The sequence below is a fragment of the Sporosarcina sp. YIM B06819 genome, assembly GCF_033485175.1.
Classification (GTDB): domain Bacteria; phylum Bacillota; class Bacilli; order Bacillales_A; family Planococcaceae; genus Sporosarcina.
Genome location: NZ_JAWLIQ010000007.1, coordinates 50273 through 75369, shown reverse-complemented (window position 1 = coordinate 75369; position 25097 = coordinate 50273). Strand labels below are relative to the sequence as shown.

At 43.1% G+C, this 25097-nt stretch carries 20 protein-coding genes and 1 pseudogene; all 21 read left to right on the top strand.

Annotated features, from left to right (window positions below):
- Positions 1-4: 4 nt before the first annotated feature.
- The 21 genes and pseudogenes from R2B72_RS05525 to miaA all read left to right on the top strand — a co-directional run bounded on the left by R2B72_RS05525 (position 5) and on the right by miaA (position 25086).
- Positions 5-1555 carry an ABC transporter ATP-binding protein gene (locus tag R2B72_RS05525; protein ID WP_318615353.1) on the top strand — a complete coding sequence of 517 codons (1551 nt, stop codon included), beginning with the start codon at positions 5-7 and terminating at the stop codon, positions 1553-1555.
- Positions 1515-2587 (top strand): annotated as a pseudogene (locus R2B72_RS05520) (ABC transporter permease). The gene R2B72_RS05525 and the pseudogene R2B72_RS05520 overlap by 41 nt, the downstream one beginning before the upstream one ends.
- A 1-nt stretch (position 2588) precedes the next feature.
- The gene (locus R2B72_RS05515; protein WP_318615351.1) at positions 2589-3548 is read left to right on the top strand and encodes an ABC transporter permease; all 960 of its coding nucleotides are present in this window, start codon (positions 2589-2591) and stop codon (positions 3546-3548) included.
- A gap of 190 nt (positions 3549-3738) precedes the next feature.
- Positions 3739-5007: an EF-P 5-aminopentanol modification-associated protein YfmF gene (gene yfmF / locus R2B72_RS05510; RefSeq protein WP_318615350.1), complete on the top strand. Its 1269-nt coding sequence runs from the start codon at positions 3739-3741 to the stop codon at positions 5005-5007.
- Position 5008: 1 nt separating this feature from the next.
- Positions 5009-6307 carry an EF-P 5-aminopentanol modification-associated protein YfmH gene (gene yfmH / locus R2B72_RS05505; protein WP_318615349.1) on the top strand — a complete coding sequence of 433 codons (1299 nt, stop codon included), beginning with the start codon at positions 5009-5011 and terminating at the stop codon, positions 6305-6307.
- Positions 6304-7038 carry an elongation factor P 5-aminopentanone reductase gene (gene ymfI / locus R2B72_RS05500; protein WP_318615348.1) on the top strand — a complete coding sequence of 245 codons (735 nt, stop codon included), beginning with the start codon at positions 6304-6306 and terminating at the stop codon, positions 7036-7038. The genes yfmH and ymfI overlap by 4 nt, the downstream gene beginning before the upstream one ends.
- A gap of 164 nt (positions 7039-7202) precedes the next feature.
- Positions 7203-8000 (top strand): DUF3388 domain-containing protein, encoded by a 798-nt coding sequence (locus tag R2B72_RS05495; RefSeq protein ID WP_318615347.1) that lies wholly within the window; start codon positions 7203-7205, stop codon positions 7998-8000.
- Positions 8001-8016: 16 nt separating this feature from the next.
- Positions 8017-8883 carry a helix-turn-helix domain-containing protein gene (locus R2B72_RS05490; protein WP_318615346.1) on the top strand — a complete coding sequence of 289 codons (867 nt, stop codon included), beginning with the start codon at positions 8017-8019 and terminating at the stop codon, positions 8881-8883.
- A 46-nt stretch (positions 8884-8929) separates the two neighbouring features.
- The gene (pgsA, locus tag R2B72_RS05485) at positions 8930-9508 is read left to right on the top strand and encodes a CDP-diacylglycerol--glycerol-3-phosphate 3-phosphatidyltransferase (protein ID WP_318615345.1); all 579 of its coding nucleotides are present in this window, start codon (positions 8930-8932) and stop codon (positions 9506-9508) included.
- Positions 9509-9522: 14 nt separating this feature from the next.
- Positions 9523-10776: a competence/damage-inducible protein A gene (locus tag R2B72_RS05480; RefSeq protein WP_318615344.1), complete on the top strand. Its 1254-nt coding sequence runs from the start codon at positions 9523-9525 to the stop codon at positions 10774-10776.
- 201 nt (positions 10777-10977) lie between these two features.
- Positions 10978-12042, top strand: a complete 1065-nt coding sequence (gene recA, locus R2B72_RS05475) for a recombinase RecA (RefSeq protein ID WP_318615343.1) — start codon at positions 10978-10980, stop codon at positions 12040-12042.
- 218 nt (positions 12043-12260) lie between these two features.
- Positions 12261-13820, top strand: coding sequence for a ribonuclease Y (gene rny / locus R2B72_RS05470; protein ID WP_318615342.1), 1560 nt, complete (start codon positions 12261-12263; stop codon positions 13818-13820).
- 250 nt (positions 13821-14070) lie between these two features.
- On the top strand, positions 14071-14868 hold the full coding sequence (locus R2B72_RS05465; protein WP_318615341.1) for a TIGR00282 family metallophosphoesterase: 798 nt from the start codon (positions 14071-14073) through the stop codon (positions 14866-14868).
- Between the two features lie 86 nt (positions 14869-14954).
- Complete coding sequence (locus tag R2B72_RS05460; protein ID WP_318615340.1) at positions 14955-15224, top strand: stage V sporulation protein S; 270 nt, start codon at positions 14955-14957, stop codon at positions 15222-15224.
- A 498-nt stretch (positions 15225-15722) separates the two neighbouring features.
- Positions 15723-17258, top strand: a complete 1536-nt coding sequence (miaB, locus tag R2B72_RS05455) for a tRNA (N6-isopentenyl adenosine(37)-C2)-methylthiotransferase MiaB (protein ID WP_318615339.1) — start codon at positions 15723-15725, stop codon at positions 17256-17258.
- Positions 17258-17689: a RicAFT regulatory complex protein RicA family protein gene (locus tag R2B72_RS05450; protein ID WP_318615337.1), complete on the top strand. Its 432-nt coding sequence runs from the start codon at positions 17258-17260 to the stop codon at positions 17687-17689. The genes miaB and R2B72_RS05450 overlap by 1 nt, the downstream gene beginning before the upstream one ends.
- Before the next feature lie 155 nt (positions 17690-17844).
- Complete coding sequence (cotE, locus tag R2B72_RS05445) at positions 17845-18399, top strand: outer spore coat protein CotE (RefSeq protein ID WP_318615336.1); 555 nt, start codon at positions 17845-17847, stop codon at positions 18397-18399.
- A 389-nt stretch (positions 18400-18788) separates the two neighbouring features.
- On the top strand, positions 18789-21359 hold the full coding sequence (gene mutS / locus R2B72_RS05440) for a DNA mismatch repair protein MutS (protein WP_318615335.1): 2571 nt from the start codon (positions 18789-18791) through the stop codon (positions 21357-21359).
- Between the two features lie 5 nt (positions 21360-21364).
- Positions 21365-23203 (top strand): DNA mismatch repair endonuclease MutL, encoded by a 1839-nt coding sequence (gene mutL, locus R2B72_RS05435; RefSeq protein WP_318615334.1) that lies wholly within the window; start codon positions 21365-21367, stop codon positions 23201-23203.
- Positions 23204-23224: 21 nt separating this feature from the next.
- A complete protein-coding gene (locus R2B72_RS05430) occupies positions 23225-24142 on the top strand; it encodes an alpha/beta hydrolase (RefSeq protein ID WP_318615333.1) in 918 nt (305 codons plus the stop codon).
- Positions 24139-25086, top strand: a complete 948-nt coding sequence (gene miaA, locus R2B72_RS05425) for a tRNA (adenosine(37)-N6)-dimethylallyltransferase MiaA (protein WP_318615332.1) — start codon at positions 24139-24141, stop codon at positions 25084-25086. The genes R2B72_RS05430 and miaA overlap by 4 nt, the downstream gene beginning before the upstream one ends.
- Positions 25087-25097 lie beyond the last annotated feature (11 nt).

The following is a 25097-nucleotide window of genomic DNA, read 5'->3' as shown; positions in this document are numbered from 1 at the left end:
CCCAGTGGAATATGTAATTGAAATGCTGAACATACGCAAGGAATTCGGTAATTTTGTCGCGAATGATAATATTACGCTTCAGTTGGAGAAGGGCGAAATTCATGCTCTGTTAGGCGAGAATGGTGCAGGGAAGTCTACGTTAATGAACGTGCTATTCGGTCTATACCAGCCCGAAGGTGGAGAAATAAAAGTACGTGGAAAAGTAACAGCGATTACAGATCCAAACGTTGCCAATAATTTAGGGATTGGCATGGTTCACCAACATTTCATGCTTGTTGAAAATTTGACTGTTACAGAAAATATCATCCTCGGCAATGAACCTAAAAAAAGAGGCATGATCAATATTAAGGATGCGGCAAAAAAAGTTGCTGATATTTCGAAGTTATACGGCCTTGAAGTAGACCCTAATGCGAAAATTGAAGATATTTCAGTTGGCATGCAACAGCGTGTTGAGATTTTGAAAACGCTTTACCGGGGAGCAGAAATACTTATTTTTGATGAACCGACGGCATCTTTAACACCGCAAGAAATCAATGAACTGATATTGATTATGCGGAAATTAATTGATGAAGGAAAATCGATTATTATCATTACCCACAAACTTCAAGAGATTATGGACGTTTCTGATCGTGTAACAGTCATCCGTAAGGGGCAAGGAATTGGCACGGTTATTACGGCTGAAACAAATCCGGAAGAACTTGCTACATTGATGGTTGGACGTCAAGTGACGTTTAAAACGGAAAAAGGTCCAGCTTATCCGAAAGAAGAAGTACTTCGCGTCGAAAATTTGGTTGTGAATGATTACCGTGGTATTCCCAAAGTGAAGGGCTTGAATCTTTCTGTGCGTAAAGGAGAGATAGTTGGTATTGCAGGAATTGACGGCAATGGTCAATCTGAGCTAATCGAAGCTATCACGGGTTTGCGGAAAGTGAAGAGTGGGAAAGTCTTTGTTAACCAGAAAGATGTCACAGGGAAAAAACCGCGTGACATTACGGAAATGGGTATTGGGCATATTCCGCAGGACCGTCATAAGCATGGTTTAGTGCTAGACTTTCCAGTCGGCTATAACGTTGCATTGCAAACCTATTATAAAGCACCGTTGTCTAAAAATGGTATCATTAATTATAAGTTGATATCTGCAAAAGCGAATAAGATCATTGAAACCTTCGATGTACGAACACGGGGAGAGCATGAATTGGCTCGTGCATTATCAGGTGGTAATCAGCAGAAACTGATTATCGGGCGTGAAGTGGATCGCAATCCAGATTTACTTATTGCAGCACTACCTACACGTGGTCTTGATGTTGGGGCGATTGAATTTATTCACAAAAGATTGATTGAACAACGTGATAATGGCAAAGCCGTGTTACTCATTTCCTTTGAATTGGATGAAGTAATGAATGTCTCCGATCGCATTGCGGTAATTTACGATGGTCAGATTGTCGATACTGTGATTCCGGAAGAGACTAGCGAACAGGAACTTGGCCTGTTGATGGCAGGGCAAACGACAGAAGATGTTGCAAGGAAAGAGGGTGAAGACAACGATGTCAAATAGAGTTATCAATTTATTAGTACCGATTATTTCTATTATTCTTGGACTGCTTGTAGGAGCGGTTGTTATGTTATTAAGCGGTCATGATCCGGTTACTGGCTACACTGCGCTATGGAATGGAATTTTTGGTAGTCCATATACGATTGGAGAAACGATTCGTCAAATAAGTCCATATATTTTAGCGGGTCTTGCAGTTGCTTTCGCTTTCCGAACAGGGTTATTCAATATTGGGGTAGAGGGTCAGCTGATTGTTGGTTGGTTTGCAGCAGCTTATGTGGGAATGGCATTTGAATTACCTAAAATGATTCATTTACCATTAGCGCTTCTTGCAGCCGCAGCCGCGGGTGCGCTATGGGGACTAATACCAGGTATTTTGAAGGCAAGGTTGCATGTTCATGAAGTAATTGTCACGATTATGATGAACTATATCGCGCTGCATACGGTTAATGCACTTATTAAAACGATATCAGGTGGCGGCTATAAGACGGAGAAAGTGCATGCAACGGCATCACTTCGTTCAGAGTTTTTGTCTAATTTAACAGATTTCTCGACGCTGCATTATGGGATTATAGTTGCACTTGCGATGGTTGCTGTCATGTGGTTTATGTTGGAAAAAACAAAAATGGGCTATGAGCTTAAATCGGTTGGATTTAATGAGCATGCCTCACAATATGCAGGGATGAATGTCAAAAAAATATTGTATTATCGATGGTTATTTCAGGCGCGTTTGCAGGGCTAGGGGGCGCGATGGAAGCATTGGGGACGTTTGGTAATGTAGTATCACGTAGTGCTTTTACGGGGATTGGATTTGACGGTATTGCCGTTGCTCTACTCGGTGCCAATACACCACTCGGTGTTATTTTCGGAGCTAGTCTTTTCGGTTCGTTAAAATATGGTGCGGGTAATATGCCAAACGAAGCTGGCGTGCCGATTGAAATTGTCTCTATCGTCATTGCACTCATCATCTTCTTTGTTGCATCGGGTTATATTATTCGGGTGCTTATTAGCAAAATGAAGAAGAAGGAGGCCAAGTGATATGACTTTTATTGAAGTACTGTATTTCGTCATTCCGTTGACAATTTCATATGCCGCCCCTTTAATTTTCACAGCAATTGGTGGTTTGTTTTCTGAGCGTTCAGGTGTCGTTAATATTGGACTAGAAGGTCTGATGGTTATGGGTGCCTTCATTGGTATTCTCTTCAACTTATTTTTCGCAGAGACATTCGGTACTTGGACACCGTGGCTAGCATTGATTGCAGCGATGCTTGTTGCGGCTATCTTCTCGATTATGCACGCAGTTGCATCGATTACATTTCGTGCAGATCAGGTAGTTTCAGGTGTCGCCATCAACATGTTAGGGATTGCGATTGCGTTATTCTCTGTTAAATTGATTTTTGATAAAGGGCAGACAGATTTCATTCAATACAGTATTCCACGTTTTAATGTGCCAATTTTGCATGAGATTCCATTTATCGGACCGTTATTTTTCACAGGTGTCTATGGCTCTTCATTTTTAGCGATTGGCCTTGCATTCCTGACGTGGTTCATCGTCTATAAAACGCCATTTGGTCTTCGTCTTCGTTCTGTTGGAGAACATCCGATGGCTGCGGATACAATGGGGATCAATGTAACGAAAATTCGTTATATCGCCGTCATTATTTCAGGTGGATTGGCTGGTATTGGTGGGGCAATCTATTCGCAGACAATGACGAATGATTTTAGCCACTCAACGATTAACGGGCAAGGATTTATGGCACTAGCGGCGCTAATATTTGGAAAATGGCATCCAATTGGCGCGATGGGTGCTGCCTTATTCTTCGGATTTGCACAGGCACTTGCCATCAGTGCATCCGGTATTGAGTTATTAGCAAATGTACCTTCTGTTTACTTGCATATTCTGCCATACGTTTTAACGATTCTTGCGCTTGCAGGATTTATCGGTAAAGCGAATGCACCGAAGGCAGTTGGGCAACCATATATTAAAGGGCAAAGGTAACAATGAAGCTGCCTCGAAATCCTGTTTTTTCAGATTTCGGGCAGCTTTTTACTTGGCATCTAGCTTTGGGTACCAGATGCTTGGGCATAAGCAGGCGCCCTCCGCTTTTCAATTTTATTTGCATATTCCGACAAACGGAATGTATAGTGAAGTAAGGATTCCGCATATTAACGAAAACAGAGGTGTTTGTATGTTCAAAAAAGTTGAGCTTCAAGAAGGCGTCACATTATATATCCGCAAGTCAGACCAGTTTAAAACGGTCAATTTTTCGGTGAAATGGAAAACGGCACTCGATGAAAAAAAATCAGCACAACGCGCGGTGTTGTCAAATGTCTTACAAGATTCTAACGGTCGTTACCGGACGCAAACTGCGTTCCGCAATAAGTTGGACGAATTATATGGCACGGTGTTATATGCAGATGTTGCCAAACGTGGCGAGACCCATATTTTTTCGCTGTATGCTGAATGTGTCAACGAAGAATATTTGTCTGAGGGTGGCGTGCTAGACGATGTACTTGGTTTAATCCAGACAACGATTTTTGATCCTAATTTGGTGAACGGTCAGTTCGATGAAGCCATTGTCAACCGTGAAAAACGTTCGGTTATCGAGCGAATTCGTTCGTTGTATGATGATAAAACAAGATATGCCCAAAAGCGTATGCTCGAATTGATACGACCGAATCATCCAGCATCTGCTTCGTCTTATGGTACAGAAGCAGATGTGGAAGCCTTAACATCTGCTGACCTCTTTGCAGCTTATACACAAATGTTAGCTGAAGATGCAATCGATATTTATATCGTGGGTGATATTGATGATAATGACATGATCAACAAAATCAAGTCTACGTTTACATTCAATGCCCGTAAACCCCAAGCAGCAAGCCACGCGTTTGTCACTCAACCGATAGCTAATCAGCAGCATGTTCGAGAGCAACAGGATATGAAGCAAGGGAAATTACATCTAGGCTTTAGTACGCCTGTGACATTCCAACACCCAGATTACGCCAAAATGCAAATGACAAACGGCGTGTTCGGTGCTTTTGCACATAGTAAGCTGTTTATGAATGTGCGTGAGAAGGAAAGTATGGCGTATTACGCATCTAGTTCCTATGCATCCCATTACGGTTTGCTCTATGTTAACGCGGGGATTGACGCGGAACTTGAAGACAAGGCTGTTAACCTTATTAAAGAGCAGCTAGTGGCACTCCAACAAGGGGATATCACAGCGCTTGAGCTTGAACAGACAAAAGCATTACTTGCCAATGGCATTAAAAGTGCTTTTGACTCTGCGCGAGGGCAGATTGAAGTGTTCGATCAATACAAAGAACAGGATGAGCATTTCACAGCAGAAAAACTAATTGCTGGATGGCAGGCTGTTACAAAAGAGGACGTCCAACAGATGGCTTCTGAAATCACGCTGGAAATTGTTTACCTATTATCCGGCAAGGAGGCTGTGTAAAATGAAGAAAATCCATTTTGAAAAATTACAGGAAACATTATATAATGAAAAATTGTCCAATGGGCTTGATGTTTATATTTTACCGAAACGAGGATTTTCAAAAACATTCGTGACGTTTACAACGAAATACGGTTCTGTTGATCGGACATTTATCCCACGGGGGAAAGATGAAGCAGTCACTGTTCCAGATGGTATTGCTCATTTTTTAGAGCATAAAATGTTTGAAAAAGAAGATGGCGATGTATTCCAGAAATTTAGTGTCAAAGGCGCTTCGGCCAATGCTTTCACTTCATTTACACGGACTGCTTATTTATTCTCTGCAACGGATATGCTTTATGATAATACGGAGATATTGCTCGATTTCGTACAAGAACCTTATTTTACGCAAAAGACCGTTGATAAGGAAAAGGGGATTATTGCCCAGGAAATAACGATGTACGATGATGAACCCGATTGGCGGCTCTATTTTGGTACAATTGAAAACTTGTACCATGAGCATCCAGTGAAAATTGATATTGCAGGAACGGTTGAATCTATTCAAGACATCACAGCAGAGCATTTATATGAATGCTATGAAACGTTTTATCATCCGTCCAATATGGTGCTGTTTGTAGTGGGTGCGGTCGATCCAGAAGAAATGATGGCTTTTATTAAGAAAAATCAAGATGCGAAAACATTTGATGAGCCGGCAGACATTGTACGGATATTCCCAACTGAGGGGGATACGGCTGCAAACACAGAGCGAACACTTGCCATGGATATTTCTAAGCCGAAATTTAATATGGGTATGAAGTGCAACAAAACGGATGTTGAGGGCGAAGAAATGCTTATTCAAGAACTGTCATCGGGTCTTGTTCTCGATCTTTTATTTGGTAGAACATCTGATTTCTATACAGCTGCTTACAATGAAGGGCTGATTGATGAGTCATTTTCCTATGATTTCACGCTTGAAAATGGCTTCGGTTTCGCGATGGTTGGGTCGGATACTGAGCATCCAGAACAACTGGAAGCGGCGATTCGCCAAACGATGCGAACAGCAGTGGACAACTGGCCGATTACGAATATAGAATTGGATCGTATGCGCAAAAAGAAAATTGGACAGTTCATGCGTTCGTTGAATTCACCAGAATTTATCGCCAATCAGTTTACGCGTTATGCGTTTAATAATATGAACCTGTTTGATGTTGTGCCGACGCTCGAAAAATTAACCGTTCAACATTTGCAAGAGGCTTTCCAAACATTTGCTGATGATAACGGACATACGATCTATTCGGTTGTTCCGGCTGATAAAGCTCAATGATTGACCACAAATACTGCGTCGTGCTAGGTGCATCTGGAGAGATTGGTGAGGCGATTAGTCGCAAGCTAGCCTCTGCGGGTTGGTCGCTATACCTTCATTATAATGCCAATGCTATGCAGGCAATTCACTTGCAAGGGGAATTGACTATAGCATACCCGCAAGCGAACTTTCGGGTCGTGCAAGCTGATTTTGGTACAGTAGACGGAGCAGAAATTTTGGCGAAACAAGTTCGACGAGTGGGGGCCATTGTGGTTGCCAATGGGCAATCGATGTTGAAGCTATTGACAGAAACGACTGTGGAGGACATGGATGCATTATGGAAAGTCCATGTCCAAAATCCAGCCAGGTTTATTAGCCTAGTGTCATCTCAGTTACGCCAGTTCGACACGTCATATGTCGTGCTAATTGGTTCGATTTGGGGCAATACGGGGGCGGCAGGAGAAGTGATGTATTCCGCGGTTAAGGGAGCACAGCATGCATTTGTTAAAGCCTATGCCAAAGAGGCTGCGCCTTCCGGAGTCCGTGTCAATGCAGTTGCGCCAGGCTGGATTGAAACCCGCATGAATGATATCATTCCGCCTGATGAAAGGCAAATGGTCATTGATGAAATTCCGTTGATGACAACCGGGACGACACAACATGTCGCTGAAGCGGTTCATTTCCTGCTGAGTGGCAAAGCGAATTATACAACTGGTGAAATTATGAAAGTAAATGGTGGCTGGTATATTTAACTTCATTCAGCAGGAGTTCAAATCTCCGGCAGAATTGATTGTGACCTGGGGGAAGGGATTTTGAAATCCCCCTTTTTCTTTTTTCCTTTTCTTAATGAGTACTATCCGTTATTATAGAACTATATTGCTTGTTGTACGTCCTACTAATAAAAGGGGTGTGTCGGATGGGTGAATGGTATCTTGAATACGAAGTCCAAGTAAACCGTCCTGGTCTTCTCGGCGATATCTCGTCGCTGCTGGGGATGTTACGTGTCAATATTGTCACCATCAATGGCGTCGATGGCGGGCATCGTGGCATGTTATTACGAACTGACAATGATGACCAAATCGAACGTTTTGCACAAATAGCTTCGACGATGGATACGATTCAAGTCAAAAAAATTCGTGAGCCAAAGTTGCGCGATATTTTAGCGGTCCGACATGGTCGTTATATTCAACGTGATGTAGATGAACGCAAGACTTTCCGATTTCTGCGAAGTGAACTGGGTATTTTGGTTGATTTCATGGCGGAAATATTCAAACAAGATGGCCATAAACTGATTGGTATTCGTGGGATGCCACGTGTTGGTAAAACCGAATCGGTTGTTGCGGCAAGCGTTTGTGCCAATAAGAAATGGATATTTCTTTCATCCACGATGATTAAGCAAACGGTGCGCAATAATTTGATGGGAGACGAGTTCTCTGAAGATAACATATTTATTTTAGATGGTATTGTGACGCGTCGGGCGGGGGATGAGCGCCACATGCAACTTGTTAGAGAAATGATGCGGATGCCAACGATAAAAGTGGTGGAGCATCCTGACATGTTTGTGCAGCATTCCGAATATGACATTGAAGATTTTGATTACATTATTGAATTAAGAACCGACCCAGATCAGGAAATTACATATGATATGATGGAAAAAAACCATATGATGTCTGACCAAGGGGCAATGGGTGGTTCGGGCTTATTTAACTTCTGACAGGTAGGTGTTTTGGGTGACCGGATTAGGTGATCGTCTCAGAGAGGCGAGAACAGCAAAAGGATTTACATTGGATGATTTGCAGTCCATAACAAAAATACAGAAACGGTACCTTTCAGGTATCGAAAACGAAGATTACAGCATGATGCCTGGATCTTTTTATGTGCGTGCTTTTATCAAGCAGTATGCAGAGGCAGTAGGACTGAATGCAGATGATATGTTAGCCTTGTATAAGGATGCCGCTCCTGCAAAAATGATTGAGGAAGAGACAACTCAAATTACTTCGCCGACATTGACGCGGAAAAGAGGTTTAACGAGCAATAACCGGGTAAATGAAATGATACCAAAAGTAATTGCTGCTTTATTTATCATTGCCATTTTCGTCATCTTTTGGTTTCTTTATCTGTCTGTTGCGTCCAATAAGCCAGAGATAAGCGTTGGACAGGAGCAACAGCCGATAACAATTGAAAAGAAGCCGGATACAAACAAGCCTGATCTTGATAAGGTAACGGATGAACCGGTGGAAGAAGAGCCCGTTTTGGAGCCCGAAAAACCGACACAATCGCTTACTTTTGAAAGTGCAAGCGGAGAAACGTCAACGTTTGTATTGTCAGGGGCGGAAACCTTCCATCTTGAAATCCGAACGTCTGGAGATTCGTGGATTGGTGTCCTGGATAGTAACAGGCAGGAACGAATGGTGCCAAAAGCCGACATTATGAGGGCTGGAGGACGGGTAGAATTAGATGTATCGGATACGGAATCCATCCGAATTCGTGTAGGACGTACACAGTCTACTGAAATTTTCGTCAATGGTGAATTGTTGAAGTATGGAACGGATCACGTGACCCAAAATATTATTATTGAATACAAAAAAGGACTATAGTCATCTGCCTAGATGACTATTTTCTTTGAAAGGACAGGTGTATCGAATGAATTTACCAAACAAAATCACGGTATCACGTGTTTTACTTATCCCCGTTTTCATGATTTTCATGCTCGTGAATTTCGGTTTTGGCACTGTGACGATTGCGGGTACTGAAATGAAGACAGGCCATTTAATTGGTGGACTTATTTTTATTGTTGCTTCGATTACAGATTGGCTCGATGGTTATATCGCAAGGAAAAATGGACTCGTCACGAATATGGGGAAATTTTTGGATCCGCTTGCCGATAAATTATTAGTTTCGGCAGCATTTATTATTCTTGTTGAACTGGGAACGGTGCCTTCATGGATTGTCATTATTATTATTAGCCGTGAATTTGCCGTGACAGGATTGCGAATGATCTTAGCTGGCGGTGGAGAAGTTGTAGCGGCAAATCAGCTTGGTAAAATTAAAACAACTGCACAAATACTAGCGATTGTATCACTATTATTGAATAATATCTTTTTTGAATCAATCGGTGTGCCCTTTGGCATGATTATGCTTTACATTGCGCTTATTTTTACAATTTGGTCAGGTGTCGATTATTTCTATAAAAACAGACGCGTGTTGCTTGAATCGATGTAAGGGGATGTGTATTCATGAAAGCTGAAATTATTGCAGTTGGATCAGAGTTATTGCTCGGTCAAATTACCAATACGAATGCTACATTCATTTCATCTAAACTTGCAGAAATTGGCATCGACGTTTATTATCAAACGGTTGTGGGGGACAATCCAACCAGGTTGGATGAAGTCATCACCATCGCTAGACAACGTGCGGATGTTTTGATTTTTACGGGTGGGCTTGGACCTACGAAAGATGATATGACAAAAGAAACGATTGTTAAGCATATCGGTACAACGCTAGTTAGCGATGACGAGGCTCTTCGTTATATTGAACAGTATTTTGAGCGTAGTGGGCGTGTTATGACAGACAATAATAAGAAGCAAGCCCTTGTTTTTAAAGGTGCTCATGTATTACCGAACAGTAAAGGGATGGCACCTGGAATGGCTGTAGAAAAAGAAGGTATTCGCTATATTCTACTCCCGGGTCCACCACATGAAATGGAGCCGATGTTTACGGATGAAGCGATTCCCTACTTGTTAGGTGCAACGGGGAATAAGGAAGTCATCACTTCGCGTGTTTTGAAATTTTATGGCATTGGGGAGGCAGAGCTAGAATACCGTATCCAAGCTATTTTGGAGAAACAGACGAATCCGACAGTGGCGCCATTGGCGACAGCAGATGCAGTGACATTACGCCTGACAGCAAAAGCACAGTCGGCTGATGAAGCACTTGAGCTTATTGCACCAGTGGAGAAAGAAATTCGAGCAATTGTTGGCGAATTTATTTTCGGAATCGATGACGATTCATTATCCTCCAAAGCTGCGGAGCAACTTATTTGCAATGGTTGGACCATTGCGGCCGCGGAAAGTTTGACGGCCGGCTTGTTCATGGCGGAACTGGCGAGTGAGCCGGGCATTGGTTCGTCACTTGCAGGTGGCGTTGTGGTCTATAATGAGCAGATGAAAGTTACTCAGCTTGATCTAGATAGTGCTTTACTTGACGAATTCGGTGTTGTTAGTGAAGAATGTGCAGCTGCGCTAGCAGTTTGCGTCAAGCGTAAATTTGGTACAGACATCGGAATAGGTCTTACGGGCGCAGCCGGCCCATCTCCTCACGACGGTGAGCCTGTTGGTACGGTTTGGATTGGAATCAGCTTTAAAGATGAAGAACCTAAAACTTATAAGTTATTCTTGTCAGGATCAAGAAACGCAAATCGTCTAAGGGCTGCAAGATTTGCGCTCTATTATCTCGTTCAGTATCTCAGTGAAAAAGAAGGCCGAATTTAAAGTTTGGCCACTATTCTCAATTAAAAATCAAATATCCTCCTTATTCTCAATTAAAACGTAGATTCATAAAAGTTTTCGAATAAATGTTCGCTTTCTAGTTGAATATTTTAGGATAACGGAGTATAGTAGAGACAGTAAGAAAAGCGATGGGCATCTACTAGATACTAAAAAATAGAACATTATCCTGAGGGAGGAAATAATTTGAGTGATCGTAAAGCCGCTTTAGACATGGCATTAAAGCAAATTGAAAAACAATTCGGTAAAGGGTCTGTTATGAAACTAGGTGAAAAGACTAACCTAGAAATTTCAACATCTTCATCGGGGTCTCTTGCACTCGATGCTGCACTCGGTGTAGGTGGTTATCCACGCGGACGTGTTATCGAAATTTATGGACCTGAAAGTTCTGGTAAAACGACTGTATCCCTTCATGCGATTGCAGAAGTACAAGCAAATGGTGGAACAGCAGCATTTATCGATGCAGAGCATGCCCTCGATCCAATCTATGCGAGTAAATTAGGAGTAAATATTGATGAATTACTTCTTTCCCAACCAGATACGGGTGAACAAGCGCTTGAAATTGCTGAGGCACTTGTTCGAAGTGGTGCTGTTGATATTATTGTTGTCGACTCCGTTGCAGCACTTGTGCCAAAAGCGGAAATTGAAGGGGAGATGGGTGACTCACACGTTGGGTTGCAAGCTCGTCTTATGTCGCAGGCCTTACGTAAACTTTCTGGAGCTATTAACAAGTCCAATACACTAGCAGTATTCATTAACCAGATCCGTGAAAAAGTTGGTGTCATGTTTGGAAGTCCTGAAGTCACACCTGGTGGACGTGCACTTAAATTCTATTCATCCGTACGAATAGATGTACGACGGGGTGAAGCGATTAAACAAGGCAATGATATTGTTGGGAACAAGACACGTATTAAGGTTGTGAAAAATAAAGTAGCACCACCGTTCCGTACAGCAGAAGTGGATATTATGTATGGAGAAGGAATTTCTAGAGAAGGTGAAGTTGTCGATCTTGGTGTTGAAGTCGAGGTTGTCCAGAAGAGTGGATCTTGGTATTCATATGAAGGAGAGCGACTTGGACAAGGACGCGAGAATTCGAAACAATTTTTGAAGGAAAACCCTGCTGTCTGTGCAGAAATTGCTAACAAAATTCGTGAATCTTATGGCCTTGCAAGTGCAAACTATATCATCGCAGGTCATGACGAAGATGATGAAGACGAAGAGTTGGAACTACTTCTTGACGAAAAAGAATAAGTATATTTAAAAGCCAATCTTCCTTTAATAAGGGGGTTGGCTTTTATTCTATCTTAATAATGCATAACGATAGCTCGCGAAACCTTGACATGTCATTTTCACACAGATACAATTAGAATTGTATAATTAAATACCCTTAAACTGATTTTGGCAGTATATTGGTTATGGATATACGAGTCGACTGAAAATGACAAGAATGACAGGAGGAGGTGACCTAAATGTTAGAAATTATTATCATCTCCGTTTTGGTCAGTCTGCTTGTCGGTGCTGGTGTTACCTATTTTGTTATTAAGAACGTGAATGATTCAAAAGTGACTGGTGCCAAAAATACTGCGGAACAAATCGTCGAAGAGGCGAAGCGTGAAGCAGAAGCTATGAAAAAAGAGGCACTTCTAGAAGCGAAGGATGAAACTCACAAACTGAGAATTGAAGCGGAATCAGAGATCCGTATACGAAGGTCGGAACTGCAAAAGCAGGAAAACCGCCTTTTACAACGGGAAGAAAATCTTGACCGCAAGGATGATGCTCTAAACAAAAGAGAAGCAGGTCTGGAGCGTAAAGAAGAAACGCTAACCGGCAGACAACAGCATATCGAGCAGATGGAACGCAAGGCGGAAGAACTTGTTGCCGTGCAACAGACGGAACTTGAAAGAGTATCATCACTGACACGAGATGAGGCGAAAAAGCTTATTCTTAATGAAGTGGAGCAAGAACTTGCTACAGATATCGCTGTTATGACAAAAGAATCAGAACAACGCGCGAAAGAAGAATCGGATAAGAAATCACGAGAAATTCTTTCCCTTGCTTTGCAACGTTTTGCAGCAGATCATGTTGCTGAAACAACAGTATCAGTAGTTAACTTACCAAATGACGAAATGAAAGGTCGCATCATTGGGCGGGAAGGACGTAATATCCGAACGCTTGAGACCTTGACCGGAATCGATCTAATTATTGATGACACACCAGAAGCAGTTATTCTATCAGGCTTCGATCCGGTACGTCGAGAAACAGCACGTTTGGCATTGGAAAAGCTCGTACAAGATGGACGAATTCATCCAGCGCGCATCGAAGAAATGGTTGATAAGTCAAGGCGTGAAGTGGATGAGCTTATCCGCGAGACTGGTGAGCAAACATCATTTGATGTTGGTGTCCATAATCTACACCCAGATCTTATTAAAATTCTAGGTAGACTGCGTTTCCGTACAAGTTATGGTCAGAACGTTTTGAAGCACTCAACAGAAGTTGCTTACCTTGCTGGGCTATTAGCTGCCGAGCTTGGTGAAGATGTGACACTGGCAAGACGTGCAGGTCTTCTTCACGATATCGGAAAAGCGATTGATCATGAAGTTGAGGGCAGTCACGTTGAAATTGGTGTAGAACTGGCAACAAAATATAAAGAACATCCAGTTGTCATTAACAGTATTGCATCCCACCATGGGGATACAGAAGCGACATCGGTTATTGCGGTACTAGTTGCGGCGGCAGATGCATTATCAGCTGCAAGACCAGGCGCACGTAGTGAAACGCTTGAGAATTACATTCGTAGATTGCAGAAACTTGAAGAGATTTCAGAATCGTATGAAGGTGTAGAAAAATCATTTGCTATCCAAGCAGGTCGTGAGGTTCGAATTATCGTTCGTCCTGATCAGATCGATGATATTACAGCGCATCGTCTAGCGAGAGATATCCGTAAGCGAATTGAAGAAGAACTCGATTATCCAGGACATATTAAAGTAACGGTCATCCGTGAAACACGGGCGGTCGAATACGCGAAATAATGAAGAGGGGGGCTTCCGTGAACTTAGGTCCGGAAGCCTCTTTTTATCTTCATTTAGCAAAGAATCTCCGCTCCTATTAGAGGCGGAGAAATATATATTATTTTCTCGTTTAGTGGATGTTCGCACCCCTGCTAAACGAAGATAAAGCCTCCGGCGGATGTCACAGATTTTCTAGAAAGTTTTTAGAGAAAGCTCGAAAAAATCTGGACACAATTACGCCAAGGCGTAATTGATTGGGAGAGATTATGAAATGAAAGTATTATTCATCGGCGACATTGTAGGTTCACCAGGACGGGATATGTTATTTGACTATTTACCAAGACTAAAACGCAAGTATAGCCCCGATGTCATCATTGCCAACGGAGAAAATGCAGCATCAGGTAGAGGCATTACTAAGGCGATTTTTGACGATCTATTGCGCGCTGGCGTGGATGTTGTAACAATGGGCAACCATACGTGGGATCAGAAAGAAATTTACGATTTTATTGATGAAACGGATTACCTCATTCGCCCAGCAAACTTTTCGGATGAAGCACCGGGTAGAGGGATGACGACGATTTCACGCAACGGCGTGACGTTATCCATTATTAATTTACATGGGCGGACATTTTTACCGCCACATGGCGATCCGTTTGAAAAGGCCGATGAGCTAGTGGCAGAGGCGAAAGAAATTTCTCCGCTAATTTTTGTCGATTTCCATGCAGAAGCGACGAGTGAGAAAGTTGCAATGGGCTGGCATCTTGACGGTAAGGCTTCTGTCGTTGTAGGAACGCATACACACGTTCAGACCGCGGATGACCGCATCTTACCGGGAGGAACTGCCTATTTAACGGATGCGGGCATGACAGGCCCTTACGATGAAATACTAGGGATGAAAAAAGAAGATGTCATCTACCGTTTCCGTACCAATTTACCCGTTCGTTTCGAAGTGCCTAAAAATGGACGTACGCAGTTGAACGGTCTTTTTGTCGAATTGGACAATCAAACAGGAAAAGCGTTAAAAGTCGAGCGGATCAGCATTAATGACGATCGTCCGCTCAAAGGATGATTCGCGTCTAAACATTGCCTCCGGTTCATAGGATGGTTTATGGAGAAATCCATTCCATAGACATCGGAAAATAAGGAGGAATAATGGTGAATCCATTGAAAGTATCATCTCGCTCGAATCCGAACTCGGTAGCAGGTGCACTCGTCGCAGTAATACGGGACCAGGGCTACGCTGAAATGCAAGCAGTAGGTGCAGGTGCATTAAATCAGGCAGTGAAGGCAGTTGCAATTGCGCGAGGATTCGTCGCTCCAAGCGGCTCAGACCTTATATGCGCACCCGCTTTTACCGATATTGAGATTAACGGCGAGGGACGAACAGCATTGAAGTTACTTGTTGAAAAACGGATACGTCAGTGATGTAAATATGAAGAATCAAGACCGTGGAGGATGTTACCTTCCACGGTCTTTTATGATTAAAAAAAGTTGCAACTGTGACAAACAACCGACAAAGCGGCCACAACTTGTAAAGCCGCTCTGCAATTCAGTATAATAGAAGCATATGTTTATCTGGATTCAGCAAATGTATTTGTACTGAAAGCGAAGCGTCGGCTACAGAAACCCCGACTGAATCCAGATAAAGCCTCCAGTGGATGTCACGGATTTTTAGAGGAGCTTAGGAAGGCAGTCTAAGTGCGCGACGTCTAGAACGTGCCTTAATTTCTGCAAAGAACGCAGAAATTAAGGCAAATCGAACCCTTCACTGTTCGATTCGCAACGACTGCATGACCAGCACGGAGGAAGGATGTAGTTCAATCCTTCCTCCGTGCTGGCCACATGCTCGAAAAAAATCCGGACGCAATCACGCTGAGGCGCGATTGATATTCCTAAGGAAATCGTAGGGAAGGGGACTTTTTTATGAATGAGGAACAGCGTTTACAGGCGGGGCTTGTGAAATCGACAGAAGCAGTAGAAAAGGATTATAGTCAATATTTTCAAACAGTCTATACACCGCCTTCATTGAAGGATGCGAAAAAACGTGGTAAGGAAGAAATCACTTATCATGATGACTTCCATATTGATGAACGCTTTCGCGATATGGGAATCGGTAGGAAATTTTATATACGTACATACGGCTGTCAGATGAACGAACACGACACAGAAGTAATGGCGGGAATATTTACAGGTCTAGGTTATGAACTGACTGATACAGTCGAAGATGCCAACGTTATTTTACTCAACACATGTGCGATTCGTGAAAATGCAGAGAACAAAGTATTCGGAGAGTTAGGGCATCTGAAATCACTTAAGCGGCGAAATCCTGACGTGCTTATTGGGGTATGCGGTTGTATGTCGCAAGAAGAATCCGTTGTCAATAAAATTTTAAAGACCTACGATCAAGTGGATATGATTTTTGGTACACATAATATTCATAGGTTGCCCCATATCTTACATGAAGCTTATTTATCAAAAGAAATGGTTATTGAAGTGTGGTCTAAAGAAGGGGATATCATTGAAAACCTTCCGAAGGTACGCCATGGAAACATTAAGGCATGGGTCAATATCATGTATGGCTGTGATAAGTTTTGCACGTATTGCATCGTTCCTTACACGCGCGGCAAGGAACGTAGTAGACGACCTGAAGATATTATCCAGGAAGTACGTCAATTAGCGGCACAAGGCTACCGTGAAATTACGGTGCTGGGCCAAAACGTCAATGCGTACGGCAAGGATTTCGAGGATGTTGACTACCGTTTTGGTAATTTGATGGATGATTTGCGGAAAATTGATATTGCGAGAATCCGTTTTACAACGAGTCATCCGCGCGACTTTGATGACCATCTGATTGAAGTACTTGCCAAAGGCGGCAATCTAGTCGATCATATTCATCTACCTGTACAATCGGGTTCCAGTGATATTTTGAAAATCATGTCTAGAAAGTATACGCGTGAGCATTATCTTGAACTTGTCCGTAAAATAAAAGCGGCCATACCGAGTGTGACGTTAACGACGGATATTATTGTAGGCTTCCCAAATGAAACGGACGAGCAGTTTGAAGAGACGATGTCGTTGTATGAAGAAGTCGGCTTTGATATTGCTTACACGTACATTTATTCACCACGCGAAGGTACACCAGCTGCTAATATGGTGGACAACGTGCCGGCAGAGGTGAAAAAAGAGCGATTACAGCGACTGAATAAGCTTGTAAATGATGGGTCCGCAGAGGCGATGAAGCTGTATAAAGGACAAATTGTTGAAGTGCTTGTTGAGGGAGAAAGTAAAAGGAATTCAGAAGTGCTCGCAGGCTACACGGCGAAAAATAAATTGGTTAATTTTAAAGCACCACAATCAGTGATTGGAAAACTAGTGAATGTTAAAATAATAGAGACCAAAACATGGTCACTCGACGGTGAATTTATCGGCGTCGCGGAAAAGGAAAAGGTGATGAACTAATGGAGAAGTTATATACAAAAGATGAGATTGTCGCAAAAGCCAATGAAATTGCCATGATGATTGCGAATACGGAAGAAGTCGAGTTTTTCAAACGTGCAGAAGCGCAAATTAATGAAAACTCGAAAATTCGTGAAAATATTGCTAGCTTGAAGTCATTACAAAAGCAAGCTGTCAATTTCCAACAGTATGGCAAAGAAAAAGCGATGAATATTATTGAAGGTAAAATCGATAAGATTCAAACTGAAATTGATGAAGTTCCGATTGTGCAGGAGTTCAAACAATCACAAATGGATGTCAATGACTTGCTACAACTTGTGTCAAATGCTATTGCGAACGGCGTGACGGATGAAATTATGCGATCAACTGGTGGCGATGTAACGCGAGGAGAAACAGGCTCTTACATCAAAAATACAACATACGATAAGTTATAAGAAATCGGCAGGGAAAATTTCCTGCCGATTTTTTTCACTCTCTGGGCTTTTGTTGCATAGAATGGATTGAAGCGAATGGAGGAGGAGTCGAGCTGAAAAATTTACGTCAGATTGTGGCAAGGACGATTATTGCTAAAGGCAAGCAGCGGACTGAAATGAAAGTAACGTTGAAGCCACCGAATTGCCCAACGAGTATACTAGGTTGCTGGGTTATCAACCATACGCACCAGGCCAAAAAGGTTGGCAAATTCGTTGAAGTGACGGGAAAATTCGATGTCAACGTATGGTACTCCCATCAAGAGCATTCAAAAACGTCTGTTTTCACAGAGAGTGTAACGTACAAAGAACGGATTCGTTTACATTATCGTGACGAGCCAATGTCTGGACACGAGGAAATCATTGTCAACGTTATTCAACATCCAAATTGCACAGAAGCGATTATTTCAGAATGTGGAGAGAAATTTATTATCACGGTTGAACGTGAACTGATTGTGGATGTGATTGGTGAAACAAAAATTTGCGTCCTGGTCCATGAACATAATTTTGAAGAAGAATGGCCATATCGTGATGAATCGTCATCACATAACCATGAACACGAGCATAGTCACAATCATGGTAATCGACACGAGAACAGAGAAGAGGCTAGGCATGAAGGCAGGCCAGGTCCTGGTCATGATCATCCGAGAGGAAAAGATGCACCATCATTTTGAGAGCCGGCAAATTCTACCGGCTTTTTTTCTCGTCTAGGCTCCGGGCGCCAGATGCTCGGAGGCTCACAGGAGGTGAGTTACGCAGTGGGGAAGGATTGAACTGCATCCTTCCTTGTTGCCGCAGGACGCGGCGTTCTTAGACTGCGTTCCCTGATAGCCATATTGGCTACGAGGCAAAAACCGCCTCTTAGCCAATCCGTCTTATGCCTGTCGCGGGCCTACAAGAAGTAGGTCATGCAGTCGTTGCCACAGGAGGTGGCGGACTTAGACTGCGTTCCTTTATACAGGCGCCCTGCGCTTTTGTTTTTTGTATTTCATGGATTTGTTCAACAGAAATCGGTTGACTACTGTATAATAATAAAAAAAGTAACTGTAGTGAGGGTAAATAAATGACAACACATACACCAATGATTCAGCAATATTTACAAGTGAAAGCGCAGCATGAAGATGCATTTTTATTTTTCAGGCTGGGTGATTTTTATGAACTATTTTTTACCGATGCCACAGAAGCATCACAAATTCTTGAAATTACGTTAACAAGCCGAGATGCCTCGGGGGGGCGTGAGCGCATTCCGATGTGTGGCGTGCCGTATCATTCGGCAGCCGGTTATATTGAAACACTAGTACGTAAAGGGCATAAAGTGGCTATTTGTGAGCAGACAGAAGATCCGAAAGTGGCGGTTGGTATAGTTAAACGAGAAGTCGTTAGAATTATTACACCCGGCACAATGACGGAAGGTAAAACGATTGATGCAAATACCAATCATTTCATAGGTGCTGTTGATAGCTTAGAGGGTGACCACTATGCGCTTGCTTATCTTGATCTTGCAACAGGGGAAGGGAAAGTGGAACGTGTTGAAGGGGATGAACGGTCGTTAATCGCCGAAATTGAGGCACTAGGGATGAAGGAAATCGTTGTCGGTGAAAGGCTTCATATCGCACTTAGTGATAGCATGGCAAAACGTAGTATCGTGCTATCCATTGAGCATTGCGAAGAGCGCATCGAAACAACGGATTTATTTGGCAATATCCCAGCGGTAGTAACAGAAGCGTGCAGTATGCTCGTTTCCTATATTAAACGGACGCAAAAAACAGCACTCGACCATATCCGACCGTTTGAATTTATCCAAAAGCAAGCGAAGTTATCCATCGACGCCAATTCCATGCGCAATCTGGAATTAGTCCAATCTATTCGCAATGGTAGCAAGGAAGGTACACTTTATTGGCTGTTGGATGAAACTGTGACAGCAATGGGCGCGCGAAAGCTGAAAATGTGGATTCATCAGCCACTTGCCGATCAATCAATGATTGATAATCGCTTGGAAACCGTGACAGAGCTAATGGAAGAGTTTTTCTTGAGTGATGAGCTGAAAACGAACTTAAAAGAAGTCTATGATTTAGAGCGATTAGCTGGGCGTATTTCCATGGGCAGTGCAAGTGGACGAGATTTGGCACAATTACGCAATTCATTGCGCCGTGTACCCGAATTGAAAAGATTACTCCAAGAAGCCGGACGGCCGTTATTGAACCACTTTGCGCAGCGCATTGACACTTGTGAAACTGCGCTTGGCACACTTGAAGCGGCTATTGCTGAAGATCCACCGTTATCCGTTAAAGAAGGCGGCGTCATTAAGGATGGTTATGACGCAAAACTGGACCAATACCGAGATGCTTCAAAGAATGGTAAAGCATGGCTGGCAGATCTTGAGCGGGAAGAGCGTGAACGAACAGGCATTAAAACGTTAAAAATAGGCTATAACCGCATATTCGGCTACTTTATTGAAATTACAAAATCTAATATTCACCTTGCTGATTTGGATCGCTATGAACGTAAGCAAACGCTTGCCAATGCAGAACGTTACATAACACCGGAGTTGAAAGACAAGGAAGACCTGATTCTGAATGCGGAAGCGGAAGGGCAGGAGCTTGAATATCGTCTGTTCAGTATCGTTCGAGATGACATGAAAACGCATATTCGAAAAATCCAGCATCTCGCAAGTGTTTTGAGCGAATTAGATGTTCTTCTTTCATTCGCGGCGGTATCGGAAAAACGCAACTATGTTAAGCCCGTATTTCACGAAGGCATCGCTTTGGAAATTAAAAATGGACGTCATCCTGTCGTTGAAAAAATGATGGATCATTCGCTCTATGTACCGAATAGTTGTAAATTGGCGGAGCAAGCCAATATGCTACTCATTACGGGACCTAATATGTCCGGGAAAAGTACGTATATGCGACAAGTAGCGCTGACAATTGTCATGGCACAAATCGGCTGTTACGTTCCTTGTGAGCATGCTCACCTGCCCGTCACCGATCAAATCTTTACACGTATTGGGGCGGCAGATGACCTCGCTTCCGGTCAAAGTACTTTCATGATGGAAATGATGGAGTCGCAGCATGCCATCGCCAATGCAACGGCGAAAAGCCTATTATTGTTCGATGAAATCGGGCGGGGAACTTCAACGTATGACGGCATGGCACTTGCGCAGGCCATGATGGAATATATTCATCATGAAATCGGGGCCAATACGCTATTCTCCACGCATTATCATGAATTGACTAATTTGGATGAAGAACTTTCGAGATTGGAAAATGTCCATGTGGCTGCGATGGAGCAAGACGGCAAAGTAGTATTTCTCCATAAAGTCATGGCAGGACCGGCTGATAAAAGTTACGGGATTTACGTGGCAGAGCTCGCAGGTCTTCCAGCACCACTCCTAGAACGGGCCAAAAATTTACTAGCTGCATTTGAAAGTACAGACAAATTGGTCACGCATGAAGAAGAGCCACAGCAGTTAACATTCTTCGATTTGCCAAAAGAAGAACCGGACGTTTTATCAACAGTGGAACAGCAAGTATTAGCAGACTTAGCTAGTTATGATGTCCTAAACATGACGCCACTTCAAGCATTCCAATACGTCTATGAAATGAAAGAAAAGCTTAGTGCGAAGAAAGGGTGAGGCGAATGGACATCATCAAAGTGATGGACGATACGTTATCGAATAAAATTGCTGCGGGTGAAGTCGTTGAACGTCCAGCCTCCATTGTTAAAGAACTCGTTGAGAACGCCATTGATGCAGAGAGCACCGTTATTGAAATTGCGCTGGAAGAAGCGGGCTTGACGTCAATTCGCGTTACGGACAATGGTAAGGGGATGACACGCCAGGATGCTGTCCAAGCGTTTGAGCGCCATGCCACTAGCAAAATTACCAATGAACATGATTTGTTTCGCATCCGAACACTAGGCTTCCGCGGAGAGGCGCTTGCCAGTATTGCCTCTGTGTCCAAAATCAGCTTGTGGACGTCAGATGGGGAAACTTCGGGTACGGAAGTCCATATTGATGGTGGTCGTCTGATTAAGCATGAAAATGCGGCATTTCGTAAAGGAACAGACATGACGGTATCCCAACTATTTTTCAATACACCAGCCCGTTTAAAATATATGAAAACAATTCAAACGGAGTTGGGCCATACCATTGACCTGGTTAACAGGCTTGCGCTCAGTCATCCAACTATTGCCTTCAAACTGTCGCATCATAGCCAGACGTTGCTTCAAACTTCTGGAAGCGGCGACCAGCGTCGTGTGTTATCAGATATATATGGCATTGCAGTTGCCAAGAAGATGGTGCCTTTTTCGGGCGCCAATGCAGATTACAGCGTGCAAGGCTATGTCACATTACCTGAAATGACCCGTGCATCGAAAAATTATATGACGTTAATCGTAAATGGTAGATGGGTAAAGAGTAATGCGGTAAATCATACTGTGCAAGATGCGTTTCACACCTATCTGCCAATCGGACGTTCGCCAGTCGCCGTTATTAACGTCGAAGGTGATCCCTTTTTAACAGATGTCAATGTTCACCCTTCCAAACAGCATATTCGTATGAGTAAGGAGGGTGAGCTGTTGACGCTAATTAAAGAAGCGATACGTGCAGCCATTAAGAAAAGTATTATTGTGCCAGATGCGATTAAAAAAGAACCTGTTAAGAAAATCCAATCCGAGCAAGTGAACATTTGGGAGTCATTCAACACTGTCAAATCATCTCCAGTGTCAGAAAGACCACCAGTTAGCGAGGCGGCCCCCGTTCAACAGCCCTATGAGCCAGCTGGAGTCGTTGTCAGTGAACAACAACCATGGACGGTCAATGAAGCGCCAATTGCCCCAGAAAATCCGCCAAGTCCAAGAGAACAGGCGTCGATTCCAAGCGAACCGGAAAAAACCTTTCCGTCCCTCGTTCCGGTTGGACAAGTGCATGGTACGTACATTGTTGCACAAAATGAAGATGGCTTTTTTATGATTGACCAACATGCTGCACAAGAACGTATAAAATATGAGTTTTTCAGAGATAAATTGGCGAACCCAGATAACGCGGAACGTCAACTGTTATTGCTACCACTAATGTTTCATTATTCATCAAACGACAAGACGAAAATTGAGGAAAATAAGACCTTGCTACAAGATGTCGGCATTTTCTTAGAGGAATTTGGACCGTCCTCTTATGCAGTAAAAGAATATCCATCTTGGTTTCCAGAAGGACAAGAGACAGAGATTATCGAAGAACTGATTGAACAAGTGTTGGAAAAGCGACGGGTGGATATTGGCAAGCTACGTGAGGAAGCAGCTATTATGATGAGTTGTAAAAAGTCTATCAAGGCCAATCATCATTTGACAATAGCAGATATGGAAAGGTTACTGCATGATTTAGCCGAATCCGAAAATCCTTTTACCTGTCCGCATGGCCGACCTGTACTCATTCATTTCACCACATATGAAATCGAGAAGATGTTCAAACGCGTGATGTAAAAAATGAAAGGATGGTGGATGATGATGAAGGATTTGACAATGGACATGACAGATGGCTTTTTAGTCCATACGTTCATTTTACAACCAGATGGTGAGCCGAAAGGGCATATTCATTTGCTTCATGGTATGGCTGAACATATCGGTAGGTACGAGGAATTTGCACATTATCTTGCGGGACAAGGCTATATCGTCTCGGGGCATGATCACCGAGGCCACGGCAAGACAGCCGAATTGAACGGAAAGCAAGGACATTTTGCTGATACAGATGGCTTTGAGCGTGTTGTGCAAGACGTCTATGAGATTGTGACGGCTTTACGTGTGCAGTATCCAGCTAAGCGCTTCATTTTATTTGGTCACAGTATGGGATCGTTCGTGGCGCGGAGATATATCCAATTACATGGCCAAGAAGTGGATTTGGCGGTGCTTTCTGGGACAGGCGGGGATCCGGGTGTTAGTCGCCTAGCAGGCCAGGCAGTAGCCTATTTACAAGGCAAGAAAAATGGTTTTGATCAACCGGATCATTTTCTTAATAAGTTGCTTTTTGGTGGATTTAATAAAGCCGTGCAAAACCCTAAAACACCATTTGACTGGTTAGCAAGTAATCCGGAAGCTGTCGCCAAATACCTTGCTGATCCGGCCTGCGGTTTTGTATCGACAACACGACTTTTTGCGGATTTGTTTGAAGGGTTGGGGAAAGTTCACGCTGCGGATGAAATTAGCAATATCCCACAAACCTTGCCTATCCTACTGTTCTCAGGGATTGAAGACCCTGTTGGAAATTATGGAAAAGGGGTTTGGGATGCGGCCCAGCATTATGATCGTGCGGGGATTAAAGATGTGACAGTTATGTTATTTGAAGGGTGCAGACATGAAATGCTCAACGAAAACAACCGTCAGCACGTCTTTGATTCTATTTATAATTGGATGGAGAAGCGATGAATAAAATGCCAGAAGTGATTGCTATCGTCGGACCTACTGCGTCTGGGAAAACGGCTTTAAGTGTGGCGCTTGCTAAAGCCATTGGTGGAGAAGTCATTAATGGCGATGCGATGCAAGTGTATAAAGAGCTTGATATTGGGACGGCAAAAATTACTGCCGAAGAAATGGATGGTGTCCCGCATCATTTATTTGATGTCAAAGAACCGAACGAATCTTTTTCTGTTGCTGAATACCAAACGGCAGTACGCCATTGGATTAAAGATATTCAAGATCGTGGCAAGACACCGATTATTGCAGGGGGAACGGGCCTGTACGTACAATCCGTGCTGTATGATTTCCGTTTTACAGAAGAGGCGGCGGATCTTGCAGTAAGGGAACGATTGGAGCGTGAATTGGTGGAACAGGGGGCTGAAGCGCTGTATGCCAAACTGTTGTCCATCGATCCAGCAGGTGCTGAAAAGATTCACCCTAATAATCATCGCCGACTTGTCCGGGCGCTTGAAATTATTGAAGTGACAGGTAAAACAAAAGGTGATCACGAAGAAAATGCGGGCCATGCAGCTCTTTACAATCATCTAATTATTGGACTTGAGATGGAGCGTGACGTGCTGTATGAACGAATTGATCGACGCGTGGACATCATGATGGACAGGGGTTTATTGGATGAAGCGAGGACCTTATGGGACGCTGGTATTCAAGGGATGCAATCTGTTCAAGCAATTGGCTATAAAGAACTGCATCAAACGATTGAAGGAAAGCTATTGCTGGATGAGGCCGTTGAATTGATCAAGAAAAATACACGTAATTATGCAAAACGGCAAATGACCTACTTCCGCAACAAGTTGGAAGTGAATTGGTTTGACGCGCAATTGGGGAGCGTAGAAATTGTTAAGGGAATTTTAAGAATTATGCAGGATTTTGAGTGTGAAAAGCGAATAAGGTAAGGGAGTAGGAG

Bases quoted from the DNA above. Each gene is read 5' to 3' on its own strand.
- R2B72_RS05515 (WP_318615351.1), top strand. From the start codon at position 2,589: ATGACTTTTATTGAAGTACTGTATTTCGTCATTCCGTTGACAATTTCA.
- yfmF (WP_318615350.1), top strand. From the start codon at position 3,739: ATGTTCAAAAAAGTTGAGCTTCAAGAAGGCGTCACATTATATATCCGC.
- yfmH (WP_318615349.1), top strand. From the start codon at position 5,009: ATGAAGAAAATCCATTTTGAAAAATTACAGGAAACATTATATAATGAA.
- ymfI (WP_318615348.1), top strand. From the start codon at position 6,304: ATGATTGACCACAAATACTGCGTCGTGCTAGGTGCATCTGGAGAGATT.
- R2B72_RS05495 (WP_318615347.1), top strand. From the start codon at position 7,203: ATGGGTGAATGGTATCTTGAATACGAAGTCCAAGTAAACCGTCCTGGT.
- pgsA (WP_318615345.1), top strand. From the start codon at position 8,930: ATGAATTTACCAAACAAAATCACGGTATCACGTGTTTTACTTATCCCC.
- R2B72_RS05480 (WP_318615344.1), top strand. From the start codon at position 9,523: ATGAAAGCTGAAATTATTGCAGTTGGATCAGAGTTATTGCTCGGTCAA.
- rny (WP_318615342.1), top strand. From the start codon at position 12,261: ATGTTAGAAATTATTATCATCTCCGTTTTGGTCAGTCTGCTTGTCGGT.
- R2B72_RS05465 (WP_318615341.1), top strand. From the start codon at position 14,071: ATGAAAGTATTATTCATCGGCGACATTGTAGGTTCACCAGGACGGGAT.
- miaB (WP_318615339.1), top strand. From the start codon at position 15,723: ATGAATGAGGAACAGCGTTTACAGGCGGGGCTTGTGAAATCGACAGAA.
- R2B72_RS05450 (WP_318615337.1), top strand. From the start codon at position 17,258: ATGGAGAAGTTATATACAAAAGATGAGATTGTCGCAAAAGCCAATGAA.
- cotE (WP_318615336.1), top strand. From the start codon at position 17,845: ATGAAAGTAACGTTGAAGCCACCGAATTGCCCAACGAGTATACTAGGT.
- mutS (WP_318615335.1), top strand. From the start codon at position 18,789: ATGACAACACATACACCAATGATTCAGCAATATTTACAAGTGAAAGCG.
- mutL (WP_318615334.1), top strand. From the start codon at position 21,365: ATGGACATCATCAAAGTGATGGACGATACGTTATCGAATAAAATTGCT.
- R2B72_RS05430 (WP_318615333.1), top strand. From the start codon at position 23,225: ATGATGAAGGATTTGACAATGGACATGACAGATGGCTTTTTAGTCCAT.
- miaA (WP_318615332.1), top strand. From the start codon at position 24,139: ATGAATAAAATGCCAGAAGTGATTGCTATCGTCGGACCTACTGCGTCT.